Origin of the sequence: Mucilaginibacter phyllosphaerae (assembly GCF_004378255.1) — a bacterium.
GTDB lineage: Bacteria > Bacteroidota > Bacteroidia > Sphingobacteriales > Sphingobacteriaceae > Mucilaginibacter > Mucilaginibacter phyllosphaerae.
On record NZ_SNQG01000002.1, the window covers coordinates 284,442 to 297,878 of the forward strand.

Annotated in this window: 13 protein-coding genes; 6 read left to right on the forward strand and 7 right to left on the reverse strand. The window is 45.5% G+C overall.

The genetic code is table 11. The features are described 5' to 3' along the window. Window positions 1–66: 66 nt before the first annotated feature. The gene (locus tag E2R65_RS06080; protein WP_134335607.1) at window positions 67–438 is read right to left on the reverse strand and encodes a hypothetical protein; all 372 of its coding nucleotides are present in this window, start codon (window positions 436–438) and stop codon (window positions 67–69) included. Window positions 439–552: 114 nt separating this feature from the next. Continuing rightward, window positions 553–915 (reverse strand): glycoside hydrolase, encoded by a 363-nt coding sequence (locus tag E2R65_RS06085; protein ID WP_134335608.1) that lies wholly within the window; start codon window positions 913–915, stop codon window positions 553–555. A 293-nt stretch (window positions 916–1,208) separates the two neighbouring features. On the opposite strand from E2R65_RS06085, the gene E2R65_RS06090 reads away from it, so the two are divergent. The 5 genes from E2R65_RS06090 (at window position 1,209) to E2R65_RS06110 (ending at window position 8,379) form a co-directional block, all read left to right on the forward strand. Next, on the forward strand, window positions 1,209–3,215 hold the full coding sequence (locus E2R65_RS06090) for a glycoside hydrolase family 127 protein (protein ID WP_134335609.1): 2,007 nt from the start codon (window positions 1,209–1,211) through the stop codon (window positions 3,213–3,215). Between the two features lie 122 nt (window positions 3,216–3,337). Further along, a complete protein-coding gene (locus E2R65_RS06095; protein WP_134335610.1) occupies window positions 3,338–4,285 on the forward strand; it encodes a dihydrodipicolinate synthase family protein in 948 nt (315 codons plus the stop codon). A gap of 90 nt (window positions 4,286–4,375) precedes the next feature. Beyond that, complete coding sequence (locus tag E2R65_RS06100; protein WP_134335611.1) at window positions 4,376–5,947, forward strand: aldehyde dehydrogenase (NADP(+)); 1,572 nt, start codon at window positions 4,376–4,378, stop codon at window positions 5,945–5,947. 80 nt (window positions 5,948–6,027) lie between these two features. Continuing rightward, complete coding sequence (locus E2R65_RS06105) at window positions 6,028–7,029, forward strand: 4-hydroxyproline epimerase (RefSeq protein WP_134335612.1); 1,002 nt, start codon at window positions 6,028–6,030, stop codon at window positions 7,027–7,029. A gap of 102 nt (window positions 7,030–7,131) precedes the next feature. Continuing rightward, the gene (locus E2R65_RS06110; protein ID WP_134335613.1) at window positions 7,132–8,379 is read left to right on the forward strand and encodes an NAD(P)/FAD-dependent oxidoreductase; all 1,248 of its coding nucleotides are present in this window, start codon (window positions 7,132–7,134) and stop codon (window positions 8,377–8,379) included. Between the two features lie 61 nt (window positions 8,380–8,440). Here E2R65_RS06110 and E2R65_RS06115 read toward each other — a convergent pair whose 3' ends face one another. Genes E2R65_RS06115 through E2R65_RS06135 form a run of 5 tightly spaced genes read right to left on the reverse strand, consistent with a single transcriptional unit; the run spans window position 8,441 to window position 12,374 of the window. After that, a complete protein-coding gene (locus E2R65_RS06115) occupies window positions 8,441–8,887 on the reverse strand; it encodes a QcrA and Rieske domain-containing protein (RefSeq protein WP_134335614.1) in 447 nt (148 codons plus the stop codon). Between the two features lie 11 nt (window positions 8,888–8,898). Beyond that, entirely contained in the window at window positions 8,899–9,846 is a 948-nt protein-coding gene (locus tag E2R65_RS06120; RefSeq protein WP_134335615.1) for a DUF5777 family beta-barrel protein, read from the reverse strand. A gap of 11 nt (window positions 9,847–9,857) precedes the next feature. Next, on the reverse strand, window positions 9,858–10,400 hold the full coding sequence (locus tag E2R65_RS06125) for a YceI family protein (RefSeq protein WP_134335616.1): 543 nt from the start codon (window positions 10,398–10,400) through the stop codon (window positions 9,858–9,860). A 7-nt stretch (window positions 10,401–10,407) separates the two neighbouring features. Next, on the reverse strand, window positions 10,408–11,691 hold the full coding sequence (locus E2R65_RS06130; RefSeq protein WP_134335617.1) for a hypothetical protein: 1,284 nt from the start codon (window positions 11,689–11,691) through the stop codon (window positions 10,408–10,410). After that, a complete protein-coding gene (locus E2R65_RS06135) occupies window positions 11,688–12,374 on the reverse strand; it encodes an RNA polymerase sigma factor (RefSeq protein ID WP_229704652.1) in 687 nt (228 codons plus the stop codon). Before E2R65_RS06135 ends, E2R65_RS06130 begins: the two co-directional genes overlap by 4 nt. A gap of 173 nt (window positions 12,375–12,547) precedes the next feature. Between E2R65_RS06135 and E2R65_RS06140 the strand changes: the two genes are divergently transcribed. Next, window positions 12,548–13,435 (forward strand): AraC family transcriptional regulator, encoded by an 888-nt coding sequence (locus E2R65_RS06140; protein ID WP_134335618.1) that lies wholly within the window; start codon window positions 12,548–12,550, stop codon window positions 13,433–13,435. Window positions 13,436–13,437 lie beyond the last annotated feature (2 nt).

Here is a 13,437-nt window from a genome sequence, read left to right on the forward strand (position 1 = left end):
AAAGCATAGCAGATAAGGGCCGTTAAGCCGGTATCAATACTGTATTAGATGAATTATTGGGCGTTTTTATGCCAGCCGGGGCGGCTGAAAAATGGTTGCCATTTGTTGCGGCAGTTGGATACGGTAATTAGGAACTTTAGTGACCGATAATAGTACCGCGTAAAACTTAACCGTTGCGGGCTGATTACAATTAGCCTCCTGGAAAAGGTTTTTTTGTGCCTGCCTGTCGTCGGTGTTTTGTTTTTCTTCGGCTTGTTTTACTTTTTTCATAAAGTAGCACTTGCCGTTACAGTGCAGTTGCGGTTTATTACGGTTCTCGCAAAGTTTAGCTGCAATGTAGCCTTTGTTCAGCTCAAAACCCGCGTAAACAAAAAAACGCGAGAAATTGGCCGATACTACGGATACAATTAATAAGTATGCGGTTAAACGTTGTAACATTTGGCGCAAAGGTAAGCGTTGTAAAGCATTTAACAAGCCTGTTATTTACATAACGCAAAAAAGCCCCACCGGGTTGGCAGGGCTGTAAAATATTTAACGGGCAGGCAGATTATGTTATTTAACTCTTTTTAAAGTGAAATGCGCAGGGTCTCCACTGATGCTTAAGTTCATCGAAACCGAATCCGGGTAAACTTTGCCTTTGTGCGGTACATCAAGGCCGTTAACATTTACGTTAAAAGTAAAGTCGTCACCTTTAATTTTACCATCTTCGATGTTTACATCACCCTGCGGCGACTGGGCCGTGCCGGTCAATTTTTCGCCATCAACCTTAAAATCATAAGTAACCGGGAAGGTATTTCCGTCGCTCATGGTTAAATTACCGGTCCATTTTCCGTTAAGGTCGGCAAAAACTGCGGCTGCAAGGCATATCATAAAGCAGCAGGATAACAGGGCTGTACTAAAGATCTTTCTTTTCATAATAAGTATTAATTTATAGTCCTAATATAGGGTTATTATGTAAATTAATCAGCAATATGATGTTAACAGAAAAATTTAAGTAATTAAAATAGCAGCGAGGCTCAACCTGCTTTTTTGCCATTAAAAAGGCAAATCAGTATCCGTTACTCAACTTATCTTATGATATTTTACCATGTTGCGTTATGTTGTTTGATTTATTATGGTAAAATATGGGCAATATCAGGTAAAAAATCAATTTAAACAGAGATGATTATCTTGTACTTTTGATTTAACCATCATCAACAGGTGCAGCCATGAGAAAGCTTTGTTTGATCCTTTTTATTTTTTGCAGTTTTTTTGCTTTAGCACAAAAGCAGGATTACCCTATACAGCCCGTGGCCTTTACCAATGTAAAGCTGACAGATCATTTCTGGACGTCGCGCATAGAGACCAACCGTACCGTAACCATTCCGGCATCATTTGCCCGGTGTGAAAGTACCGGCAGGGTAAAAAACTTTCAGATGGCTGCAGAGCGTAAAGGTAAATTCTGCACCACCTACCCTTTTGATGATACCGATATTTACAAAACCATAGAAGGGGCATCTTATTCGCTCGCCCTGCATCCTGATAAGAAACTGGATGCTTATGTAGATTCGATGATAACTATTGTAGGTAAAGCACAGGAAGCCGATGGTTATTTATACACCGCCCGTACGATAGACCCACTGCATGTAGGCGACTGGCTGGGTACCGAGCGTTGGGTAAAAGAGCAGGAAAACAGCCACGAGCTTTATAATGCAGGCCACATGTATGAAGGTGCCGTTGCGCATTTTATGGCAACCGGTAAACGTAATTTCTTAAACATCGCCATCAAAAATGCCGATCTGTTAGTACGCACTTTTGGCCCTGGTAAAAGGCACGTAGCGCCGGGCCACGAGGTGGTAGAGATGGGCCTGGTAAAAATGTACCGCGTTACGGGTAAAAAAGAATACCTGGCCCTGGCCAAGTTTTTTATTGAAGAACGCGGACATAAAGAATATAATAAAAAAAGCAAAAACCCCTACGAAAATGGCGTTTACTGGCAGGATGATAAACCTGTAGTAGACCAGGACGAAGCCGAAGGCCACGCCGTGCGTGCCATGTACCTGTACTCGGGCATGGCAGATGTGGCAGCCCTTACCGGTGATAAGGAATTCCTTACCGCTATTGATAAGATCTGGAACAACATGGTGGGCAAAAAAATGTATGTGCAGGGCAGCATTGGTGCCGTTGGCGATGGCGAGCGTTTCGGCGCTAACTATGAATTGCCAAACGCTACGGCTTATAATGAAACCTGCGCAGCCATTGGCAACGTGTTTTGGAACGAGCGTATGTTTTTGCTCCATGGCGAATCTAAATATATTGATGTGCTGGAGAAAACGCTTTATAACGGCCTGATATCGGGCGTTGGGCTGGATGGTAAATCGTTTTTTTATACCAATGCTATGCAGATCCAGGATGGGTTTAATCACCCGGATATCGAGCGCGAGCGCGCCGGCTGGTTCACCTGTTCTTGCTGCCCTACCAATGTAGTTAGGCTGATGCCTTCCATCCCCGGCTATATTTACGCCCAAAATGGTAATGATGTTTTTGTAAACCTATTCATCAGCGGTACAGGTAACCTTAAGGTAAATAACAAGGGCCTGCAAATAACTCAGCAAAATAATTATCCCTGGGATGGCGGGCTGCAATTTACTGTTAACCCGGCAGGCAGTATGGATATGAATTTGAAATTGCGCATACCGGGCTGGGCGCAAAACCAGGCGGTACCTTCAGACTTATACAGCTACCAAACCGCACAGAACAAAAAAGTAGAAATAAAAGTGAACGGCAAAGCGGTTGACTATATAATTCAGAACGGCTATGCAGTTATCAGCAAAAAATGGAAAAAGGGCGATAAGGTAGAAATGAACCTGCCGATGGATGTGCAGCGTGTGGTGGCTAACGAAAAACTGGCCGAGGATAACAATAAGGTTGCCCTGCAGCGGGGCCCGGTTATGTACTGCGCCGAATGGAAAGATAATGACGGTAAAGCGGCAAATATCATCATCCCGCAAAACACAATTTTTACCACCGCTTACAAACCCGAGCTGTTAAATGGTGTAACTGTTTTAACCGGCGATGTAAAAGCGGTACAGGTTGATAGTAGCGGGTTAAGCATCAGCACCCAAAACAAAACGCTAACGGCTATCCCATACTATTCGTGGGCAAATCGAGGCAAAGGCGAAATGACGGTGTGGTTTCCGCAGCAGGTAAAGTATGTAGAGTTGCTGACTAAGTAAGTTGGCCCACCCAACTCCCCCAAAAGGAGAGGACTTAAAAATCACAGAGAAATAAATTAACATATTAACAATTAAAAAAACAAGTCTCCCCTAACGGGGGAGATTTAGAGGGGGCTAATATTATGAGCATAAATTGGAACGGGGTATTCCCGGCAGTAACAACCAAGTTTACAGAGAATGACGAGTTTGATTTTGATGCGTTCGATAAAAATATCGAAGCACAGTTAGAAGCCGGCGCAAGCGGAATTATCATTGGCGGCTCGCTGGGCGAAGCAAGCGTATTGAGCGATAGTGAGAAGATAGCATTATTACAACACACCGTAGAGGTGGTTGCTAAACGTGCCTATGTAATATTGAATATTGCCGAGCAAACCACCAAAGCCGCATTGCTTTGTGCCGAAAATGCCTTAAAATATGGTGCCGATGGTTTAATGATGCTGCCGCCTTTACGTTACCTGGCAGATGTAGAAGAAACCATAGCATACTTTGCAGCCGTTGCCAAAAGCACCGAATTGCCTATCATGATCTATAATAACCCTTACGATTATAAAATTGAAGTTACCCTGGATATGTTTGAGGAACTTTCTCAGTACAAGAATATCCAGGCGGTAAAAGAGTCTACCCGTGATGTAAGCAACGTAACCCGTATGATCAACCGCTTTGGCGACAGGTTTGCCATACTTTGCGGTGTGGATACCCTGGCTTTAGAAAGCTTATTTATGGGCGCCCACGGTTGGGTGGCTGGTTTGGTTGATGCTTTTCCGCGCGAAACGGTATCTATTTTCCGTTTGGCAAAAGCAGGCCGTATGCAAGAGGCATTGGCTATTTACCGTTGGTTTTTACCCGTGCTGGAGCTGGATATCCACCCAAAACTGGTACAATATATTAAACTGGCCGAATCTGTTACCGGCCTGGGTACCGAAACCGTGCGTTTACCAAGAATGAAGATTACCGGCGATGAGCGCGACAGGGTTTTAGGTATTATTAACCACGCTGTAAAAAACCGCCCGGAATTACCTGCAGGTACCTGGGGTGTAGAAGCCGAAGTTGATGTAACCGGCGTAAGCTAAACATATATTATATACGTTGTACTTAAGGCTTGCCGATGAATAGCTAAACAGTTAATGCATTTGCAGGCCTTTGGCAACAAAAAAAACACGATGGAAACAAGGAATTTAATTGGTTATCAATACAGCAAAGGCGGCAAGGCATTCCATGCGGTAAACCCTGCAACAGGTGCCGAGATCAAAACCGAATTTAATGCTGCCAGCACAGCTGATGCTGATAAAGCGATGCAATTAGCGGCTGAAGCATTTGAAACCTACAGCCTTACCGACCCTAAAACAAAGGCGGCTTTTTTACGCAGTATTGCTGCCGAAATAAATAATATAGGCGATGCCCTGATAGAGCAGGCCATGGCCGAAAGCGGCCTGCCTGCCGCCCGTTTACTGGGCGAACGCGGCCGTACAACCGGCCAGCTGAACATGTATGCCGGCTTTATTGAGGAAGGTAGCTGGGTAGAGGCTGTGATAGACACCGCCATACCAGATCGCCAGCCTTTGCCGCGTGCAGATATCCGCAAAATGATGGTGCCTGTTGGGCCGGCGGTAGTATTTGGTGCAAGTAATTTCCCTTTGGCATTTTCTGTAGCCGGTGGCGATACCTGTTCTGCCCTGGCAGCAGGCTGCCCGGTAATAGTTAAGGCGCATCCGGCACACCCGGGTACCAGCGCTTTAGTGGCCGAAGCCATTAAAAAAGCAGCCGAAGCAAACGGCCTGCCCCAAGGCGTATTTTCTATTTTATATGATGATGGTTACACCGTTGGCGAAGCCCTGGTAAAGCATCCGCATACCAAAATTGTAACCTTTACCGGGTCGTTTAAAGGCGGTATGGCATTGGTTAAAATGGCGCAGGAGCGTGATGAGCCCATCCCGGTATTTGCCGAAATGGGCAGCATCAACCCTATTGTGTTACTACCCAAAGCTTTAGATAACCGCACGCAGGAGCTGGCTAATTTAGCCGCGGCTATAACTAATAATGCTGGCCAGTTTTGTACCCAGCCGGGCTTATTGCTGGCTATCAGATCTGCCGGCTTAGATAAGTTTAAAGCGGCATTGGCTGCGGCTATAACAGCTATAGACTCATCTACCATGTTAACGCCGGGTATCTGTGCCAATTTCAACAAGCTGTCAACCGGTATGCTGGCTGATAAAGCAGTTAGCGTTATTGCCAAATCTGATAAACTGGATACAAGTAAAGAAAACCAGGGAATACCGCTGGTTACAGCAATAAGTGCAGCTGCGTTTTTAGCTGATGATAAATTTAAAGAAGAGGTTTTTGGCCCATACACCATGCTGGTTGTTGCAGACGATGAAGCGCAATTGGAAGCAGTGGTAAATTCATTACAGGGCCAGCTAACGGCATCTGTAATGGCCGAGAAAGAGGAGTTGGCACAGTATAAAAATATTACTAATAAACTGGCTAAAATATCTGGCAGGGTGATATTGAACGGACCGCCAACCGGTGTAGAGGTAGGCAATGCCATACAGCATGGTGGCCCGTATCCGTCAACATCCGATAGCCGGTTTACATCGGTAGGTACAGGCGCTATCAAACGTTTTGTGCGCCCCGTATGCTGGCAAAACTGGGAGAACGATCTGCTTCCGGATGAATTGAAAGATGGCAACCCGCTTAACATCTGGCGGTTGGTTAATGGTGAAATGGCTAAATAGAAAGCGCGGGGAGGGAGGAGCGAAGTGCGAAAAGTAAGACTACGCACCTCTTTATCCCACTCTCCACTCCAAAAAAACAAATGAATAAAACATTTTTCTGTATAGATGCGCATACCTGCGGCAACCCGGTAAGGCTGGTTGCAGGCGGCGGCCCCAATTTGGTGGGGAACAACATGAGCGAAAAGCGCCAGCACTTTTTAAAAGAGTACGACTGGATCCGCAAGGGGCTGATGTTTGAACCACGGGGGCATGATATGATGTCGGGCAGTATTTTGTATCCGCCTCATAACCCGGAGAATGATGTGGCCGTGCTTTTTATCGAGACCAGCGGCTGCCTGCCCATGTGCGGGCATGGTACCATCGGCACCATTACTATTGCTATTGAGGAAGGTTTGATAACCCCAAAGGTGCCTGGCGTGGTACGTATGGAAGCGCCTGCGGGCCTGGTGCTGATAACCTACCGGCAGGAAGGTAAAAAAGTTAAATCGGTAAAGTTGGTAAATGTACCAAGTTACCTGGCTGCAGAAAACCTGGAGGTAGAATGCCCGGATCTGGGTATGATAACGGTGGATGTTAGCTATGGCGGTAATTTTTACGCCATTGTAGATCCGCAGGAAAACTTTAAGGGTTTAGAGAACCACACGGCAGATCAGCTGATCTCCTGGAGCCGTGTGTTACGCCAGCGGATAAACGAAAAATATACCTTCGTTCATCCCGAAAACCCTACTATAAATGGCTGTTCGCATATCTTGTGGACAGGCGCAACCCTATCGCCGGAGGCTACTGCCCGCAACGCCGTTTTTTATGGTGATAAAGCGATAGATAGGTCGCCCTGCGGCACAGGTACATCTGCCCGTATGGCGCAATGGCATGCTAAAGGCAAATTGAAGAAAGGCGATAAATTCATCCACGAAAGTATTATCGGCAGCCAGTTCATCGGCACGGTAGAAGATGAACTGACGCTGGGCGGTAAACCTGCCATGGTACCCGGTGTAGAGGGCTGGGCAAAAGTTTACGGCTACAATACCATCAAGATTGATGATGAGGATGACCCGTATGCGTTTGGGTTTCAGGTGATATAAACCCCACCGGCCTTCCCTGAATGGTAGGGTAAGAAAGTAAAGTAGAAATAGAAAATAATTAAGTAATTAATCAAAAATTCCCCCTTCAGGGGGGCAGGGGGTATGAGTAAAGCAATAATAATTGGTGGTGGTATCATAGGTTTATTTTCGGCCTATTACCTGAATAAATCTGGATGGGAAGTAGAGATACTGGAACAGGGCGACCTGAGCGACAATGCATCCTTTGGCAATGCCGGGATGATCGTACCCAGCCACTTTATCCCGCTGGCAGCACCGGGTATGATAGAGCAGGGCATCAGGTGGATGTTTAATAGTAAAAGTCCATTTTATGTAAAACCATCTTTAGATCCTGAGCTGATCGGCTGGGGATTTAAATTCCTGAAGGCGGCAAACAAGCATCATGTAGAGCGTTCGGCAGGTGCCCTGCGCGATCTTTCTTTACTCAGTAAAAAACTTTACCAGGATTTAGAGGATGATGCCGATTTTGATTTCGGCTTTGCCGATAAGGGTATCCTGATGCTGTTTAAAACGCCGAAATTTGAGGAGGAAGAACGCCATACAGCCGAAAAAGCAACTAACTTGGGTTTAGATGCGCAATACCTTACAGCTGATGAATGCCGTAAGCTGCAGCCGGATATCGAACTGGATGTGTTAGGCGCAGTGCACTATCACTGTGATGCGCATTTGCATCCTAATAAATTGATACCGGGCCTGGTTAAACATTTAGAAAAAGCGGGGGTAAAGATCCACCGCAATACACCGGTTACTGCTATGGAACATGCGGATGGTAAGGTAACGCAGATCATAAGCAAGGATAAAAGTTTTACCGGCGATAAATATGTACTGGCTGTGGGTGCATGGACACCTGCCATAGCTAAGCTATCCGGTTTAAAAGTACCGATGATGCCCGGCAAAGGCTATTCTTTTATGGTAGAAGAACCGCAAAGCCGCATGACCATCCCCTCACTGCTTTGCGAAGCAAGGGTATCTGTAACGCCTATGAGCGGGCAGATCCGTTTTGGCGGTACAATGGAGATAGGTAAAATAAACCAGCAAATTAATATGAACCGGGTTGCCGGTATTGTAGAATCTATCCCTAAGTATTTCCCGGGCTTTGCACCTGCCTTGCCACAGCAAAAAGATATCTGGTTTGGTTTCCGTCCATGCTCGCCTGATGGTTTACCCTACATCGGTGTATCTGATAAATATAAGAACCTGGCTGTTGCCACCGGGCACGGCATGATGGGTTTAAGCCTTGCACCCGCAACCGGTAAACTGATAGATGAGGTGCTGAACGAAGAAACGCCGTCAGCCGGGATCAGCCAGTTTGCCGCAGGGCGTTATAGTTAATTAACGAATTATTGATTTAGTGATTTTTTATAAATCACTAAATCAATAATTCAATCATCAGCTATGCTGTTACCGTTAAGGTGCTGCCGGTTACGGTTACCGTATATTTTTTAAGTGCAGCGGTTGCCGGCCCCTGCAATACGCCCCCGGATGTATTAAACTGGCTGCCATGATTAGGGCAAATGAATACCCCCTGGTTAGTGTTATAATTAATACCGGTACCTTCATGTGTGCAGGCTACCTGCACCGCTGTAAACGAGCCTGCTACCGCACCTGTTGCCAGGCGCACCAGTATGACACCGTTTGATATTTTAGAACTGCCCACCGTTTGCAATTCACTGTTCAGGTCTGCAGTGAATACGCTGCCGCTGCCTGTTACAGGCGGTTTTGTGCCGCTATCTCCCGGTGCCGGGTCGCTGCCCTTAGATCCGCAACCGATAATGCTGCAGCCGGCGCAAACCGCTGCCATACTGATGCCTAATTTGGCTAAAAATTCTTGTCTTTCCATTGTGAGCGTATTTAGTAGTTAGATTTATGTTTCCGGTTAAAATCAAAGATCCTGGAGATGGTAAAGCCCAGGCGGAACTGCCCTTTGCCCCAGCTCGATTCGGTATCGTTGATGTAGTTAAACTCTGATATAGCCTGCGCGTTGCTAAAGTTGATGGTGAAAACGTGGCCGCCGGTCTCTATCTCTATCCCTACCCCAAGCCCGTTATAAAATTTAGGATTAATGCTGTTGTTCCTGAAGCTGGAGAAGGGGTGCACATAATCTAACACCAGCCCCATTCGCTTGCTGAACTTTAACCGCCCGGCAGCCGACAGCGCAAAAATATTTTTCTCGTTACCGGCTATGAACGGGTAGGGCACATTATTTATCAGGTACATGGGGGATACCTGTAACGATAGGGCCCTTGAAAATTTACGCGCAAATACCGCCTGTGCCAGGTAGGAGAAACGGTTGGCGTAATAATCAAAAACAGTGGTGTTTACATGGTATGGCTTAAACCCCGTTTTGCCTATCAGGGTAACGGCTACAGGCATGCTGTCATCCGTTTTTTGATGCAGTATGTTATATTTTAAGCCCAGTTCCAGCAGCTGTTCAAATTTACTGCGGCCAAAATCAATGTTCAGGTTATCGATAAGGCCATACTCAAAGCCAATGTATATGTCTGATGAGTTATCTAAGCCCCAGAGTGTTTTACCGCCGCCGTTGCTGCCGCCAATATCGCCAAAACGATGGATCACTAAGAAGTTGAGTTCGTTCTTTTTAACGGTTTCGGTAGTTTGCGATAATATCAGGCGGGTAGCCTTAAAGGTGGCAATAACCGGTTCGCCTTTCTGGGGTACGTTCAGCATTTTCATCAGCGAATCGGTGCTCGTGGCCGAATCTGTTTTGGCGGTTTGTGCCTTTAAAAGGCCTGCAGAAAATAATAGTGCAATCAGTAGTACAGATTTTTTCATGATCATGGGATAAATGGTTATTTGTAGGGGATATAAGCTGCGGTAACCTTAATTTTAATGTTCTCTGCAATGTTTTGGAATACCAGGGTAGGGATCTCTATCCGATGATCTTTACAGGCTACCATAAATTCTGAGGTAAGGCTGATGGCGCCATTGGCTACCATAAGTTTGCCTGTAATGCTGCGGTTTTGTTTTACGCCATGCACTTCAAATACGCCGGTTGCAGTTACGGGGTAGGTGCCGTTCCTGGTAAGGTCGGGTTTTTCTGTAAGCTTACCCTTAAAACTGGCCTGCGGGTATTTATCGCTCTCTAAATAATTTTCGTTAAAATGTTCCTGCATCAGGGCCTTATCAAACTTAAAGGAGCGGATAGGAACGCTAAAGGCTACATCGCCGTTTGCAATGTTCAGTACCGATGTGCCTATGTCAGATCGTGCATCAATATCCTCTATGGGTGCCTTTGAATAAAGGCTTACTGCTGCATTTTTACAAACATAGATACCCTTCCCCGCCTGGTTTACCGTGAACCAGGCAAGTAATATTACTGCTATATATTTCATGTTTTTGCTAAGGTTTTATTCCTGTATTAATATTCCATGATACGCCTACGGCAACCCCTGCCGATTTTAAGTTTACCTGCCCGTAGCCTATCCCAGTAAGCGGCAGTTTAAAATATGGCTGCACACCCAGCCCGAATTTTGAACTTATGGCACGCTGGTAAGTGGCGTTAAGGTTTAGCACGCCTAACAGGTGTTTATTACGGTTACGTATATTGTAGCTTGCGGGTCCGTCCGGGTAACCGCCGGCATAGTTGTATATGTAATTTTCGCGCAGCATAAAGTAAGATGAGAGGCCTGTGCCCAGGCTGAATTTATTAGCACCCTTACTGTAAACCTGGTAGCCGATATTTAGGGGGATATCCAGCACGGTGCAGCTTGCAGTAACGCTTTGCGGGTTGGTAGCAAACTTGTAGGCCGTTGCATAATTGGCAAACGGTGTCATGTAAGGTTTGTCGGCATATATGGCACCTGTGGTAACAGTAAACCTGCGCGATACACCCACGGTTAGTAAAAGCCCCGCATTGGTGCCCACCTTGTTTTGCGAAAAGCCCTGCACACTATTAATATCCGGCGAGGCTATTAAGCTTAATGCAAACGTTGGCCTGAAAGCATACCCGGTTGACGGGAAACTTGCCTTGCCGGGCTTTTTATATGCAGGTTTAACATCATCAACCACAGATACCAGGGCAGGTTTTTTAGCCACGCCAGCAGTATCTATTGTATTACCGGCCAGCATGGTGGTACTATTAGTAGTGGTGGTATCTGCTTTAGCTATGGTATTTGCGGCTGTAGGGGTAATAATTGTATCGGGTACATTATTTTTTTGCGGATGCTGCGGCAGGTAACCAGGGGTACCTGTAACAATATGGCTGCCCGGTGCAGCAGTTACGGTGAATAACGAATTGTTTTTACGGCCTATATTACCCGCGCTTATCGCATTGTTATTATTTACCGAAAGCGCATTGTTTTTAGATACTGCCGGTTGCTGCACATGCAGGCTATACTTACCGGCGGTTTTATTTACCGGCTGTTTTTTATTGGCCGCCTGTTGTGTGTAGTTGCCGGGAATGGTGTTTGGCTTTAAATATAGCCAGCCAATAACCAGCAACAGCATAGCCGCAACAGCACAAAGTAATGGTATTAAACTGCGCCCGATGCTTTTGGGCTTATCCCTGTCAAGCATAGCCTCCATAGCTTCCCAATCCTGCTCACGGTATGATGCATTGTCGCCGGGGTCGCTAAGGCCGCGGCTAAACAATTTATCAATACTATCTTCTTTTTCCTCTTTCATCGTTTGGTTACGTTATTGATAAACGATACGGACAGGTTAGGGGTATGGTGTTGGTTTATAGATATGATATTATCATTTGCCTGCCGGTTAGCGGTGCCTGTTACCCGGTTGCTTTCGGCTATCATAAGCTTTAGTTTTTCGCGTGCCTTATGCAGGTTTGATTTTGAAGTGCCGGGGCTAATGTTAAGCATGTTACCTATCTCTTCATGCGTGTAACCCTCAATCGCAAATAAGTTAAAAATGGTGCGGTAGGCGCGGGGTAACTCATTTATCATATTCAGCAATTCGTTGTAACCTAAATTTTTATCAGCATGTTCGCTATCATTAATGTGTTCGGCTTTGTCGAGTTCTTCTGTATAGGCAATTTTAAGGTTAGCACGGTAATAATCTATGGCAGTATTTACCATAATGCGGCCAAGCCAGGCTTTAAAAGGTTTGGCCGTATCAAATTTGGCCAGGTTTTTAAATACCTTATAAAATCCCTGGTTCATGATCTCCGAAGCCTCGTACCGGTTGTTAGCATATCTTAAACAAATGCCCATAGCAAACCCATAAAACGCTTTATACAGCAGCTTTTGACTCAGCCTGTCATCCTTTAAACAGCCATTTACCAGTTGATGTAGTTCTTCTTCGCCCATATCGGGTTGCCGGTTTGCCTTAAATTTTACCTTATCTGCATACATCACGATGGATGTTGCCTAAAGGTTGCCACGCAAACAAAAAAAAGTATTTAATTATCGATTTAATGCGTTATTGATTAAAATCCTGAAGAAATTTAATTATAATTAATGATATATATATATATAATCGAATGTCTGTCAATAAATCAATAATTCAATAAAACAGTAAGTGCCAAATGAAAGTACTGCCTTTTACCATTCCTGTGCCGCCCGGTAAAACTATTATTGTGCAGCAGGAAGTGCTGCCGCATTTTTATCCGCACCTGCACCGCCATGCCGAGGTACAGATAACCTGGATAAAAAAGGGAGAAGGTACCTTGCTGGCCGGGAACAGTATGCACCCGTTTAGTGCCGGCGATATTTTTATAATGGGGGCAAACCTGCCGCATTTATTTAAAAGCGGCCCCGAGTACTTTGAGGATAACAGCCAACTTACCTCAGAAGCGCTGACTGTTTTTTTTGACCCTGCAGGCGAGCTTGCAGCTATGTTTAACCTGCTCGAAATGGGCCTGGTAAAATCGTTTTTTAACCAGGGGCAAGCCGGGTTTAAAATACCGCTTAGTTTAAGTGCCGCATTTATACGCTACATTGCACAGATACAGCATAGCACAGGTGCGCTGCAAATAGCAACATTTGTAGAGATGCTGGGCGCCATGGCTGCCTTAGAAGATATGCAGCAACTATCGGCTGCAAATTTTGTACAACATATGACCGACCCCGAGGGTATGCGGATTGCATCGGTTTATAATTACATTATGCATAATTATGGCAGCACACTAACTTTAGATGATGTGGCCCGCCAGGCACATTTAACCCCTAATGCCTTTTGCCGGTATTTTAAAAAGCATACCCGCGTTACATTCACTGCGTTTGTAAATAAGGTTAGGGTGGGCCATGCCTGCAAACTGCTGGCCAATGGCGATCTAAACAGTATTGCCGATGTTGCCTATAGTTGTGGCTTTAGCAGCATAACCAATTTTAATTATGTGTTTAAAAACATTGTAGGCAAGGCCCCGCGCGATTATTTGAACGATTACACCGGTACGGTTAAGGTAAATAATTAACA

Coding starts and splice junctions, on each gene's coding strand:
- E2R65_RS06080 (WP_134335607.1), bottom strand. CDS start 438: ATGTTACAACGTTTAACCGCATACTTATTAATTGTATCCGTAGTATCG.
- E2R65_RS06085 (WP_134335608.1), bottom strand. CDS start 915: ATGAAAAGAAAGATCTTTAGTACAGCCCTGTTATCCTGCTGCTTTATG.
- E2R65_RS06090 (WP_134335609.1), top strand. CDS start 1,209: ATGAGAAAGCTTTGTTTGATCCTTTTTATTTTTTGCAGTTTTTTTGCT.
- E2R65_RS06095 (WP_134335610.1), top strand. CDS start 3,338: ATGAGCATAAATTGGAACGGGGTATTCCCGGCAGTAACAACCAAGTTT.
- E2R65_RS06100 (WP_134335611.1), top strand. CDS start 4,376: ATGGAAACAAGGAATTTAATTGGTTATCAATACAGCAAAGGCGGCAAG.
- E2R65_RS06105 (WP_134335612.1), top strand. CDS start 6,028: ATGAATAAAACATTTTTCTGTATAGATGCGCATACCTGCGGCAACCCG.
- E2R65_RS06110 (WP_134335613.1), top strand. CDS start 7,132: ATGAGTAAAGCAATAATAATTGGTGGTGGTATCATAGGTTTATTTTCG.
- E2R65_RS06115 (WP_134335614.1), bottom strand. CDS start 8,887: ATGGAAAGACAAGAATTTTTAGCCAAATTAGGCATCAGTATGGCAGCG.
- E2R65_RS06120 (WP_134335615.1), bottom strand. CDS start 9,846: ATGATCATGAAAAAATCTGTACTACTGATTGCACTATTATTTTCTGCA.
- E2R65_RS06125 (WP_134335616.1), bottom strand. CDS start 10,400: ATGAAATATATAGCAGTAATATTACTTGCCTGGTTCACGGTAAACCAG.
- E2R65_RS06130 (WP_134335617.1), bottom strand. CDS start 11,691: ATGAAAGAGGAAAAAGAAGATAGTATTGATAAATTGTTTAGCCGCGGC.
- E2R65_RS06135 (WP_229704652.1), bottom strand. CDS start 12,374: ATGTATGCAGATAAGGTAAAATTTAAGGCAAACCGGCAACCCGATATG.
- E2R65_RS06140 (WP_134335618.1), top strand. CDS start 12,548: ATGAAAGTACTGCCTTTTACCATTCCTGTGCCGCCCGGTAAAACTATT.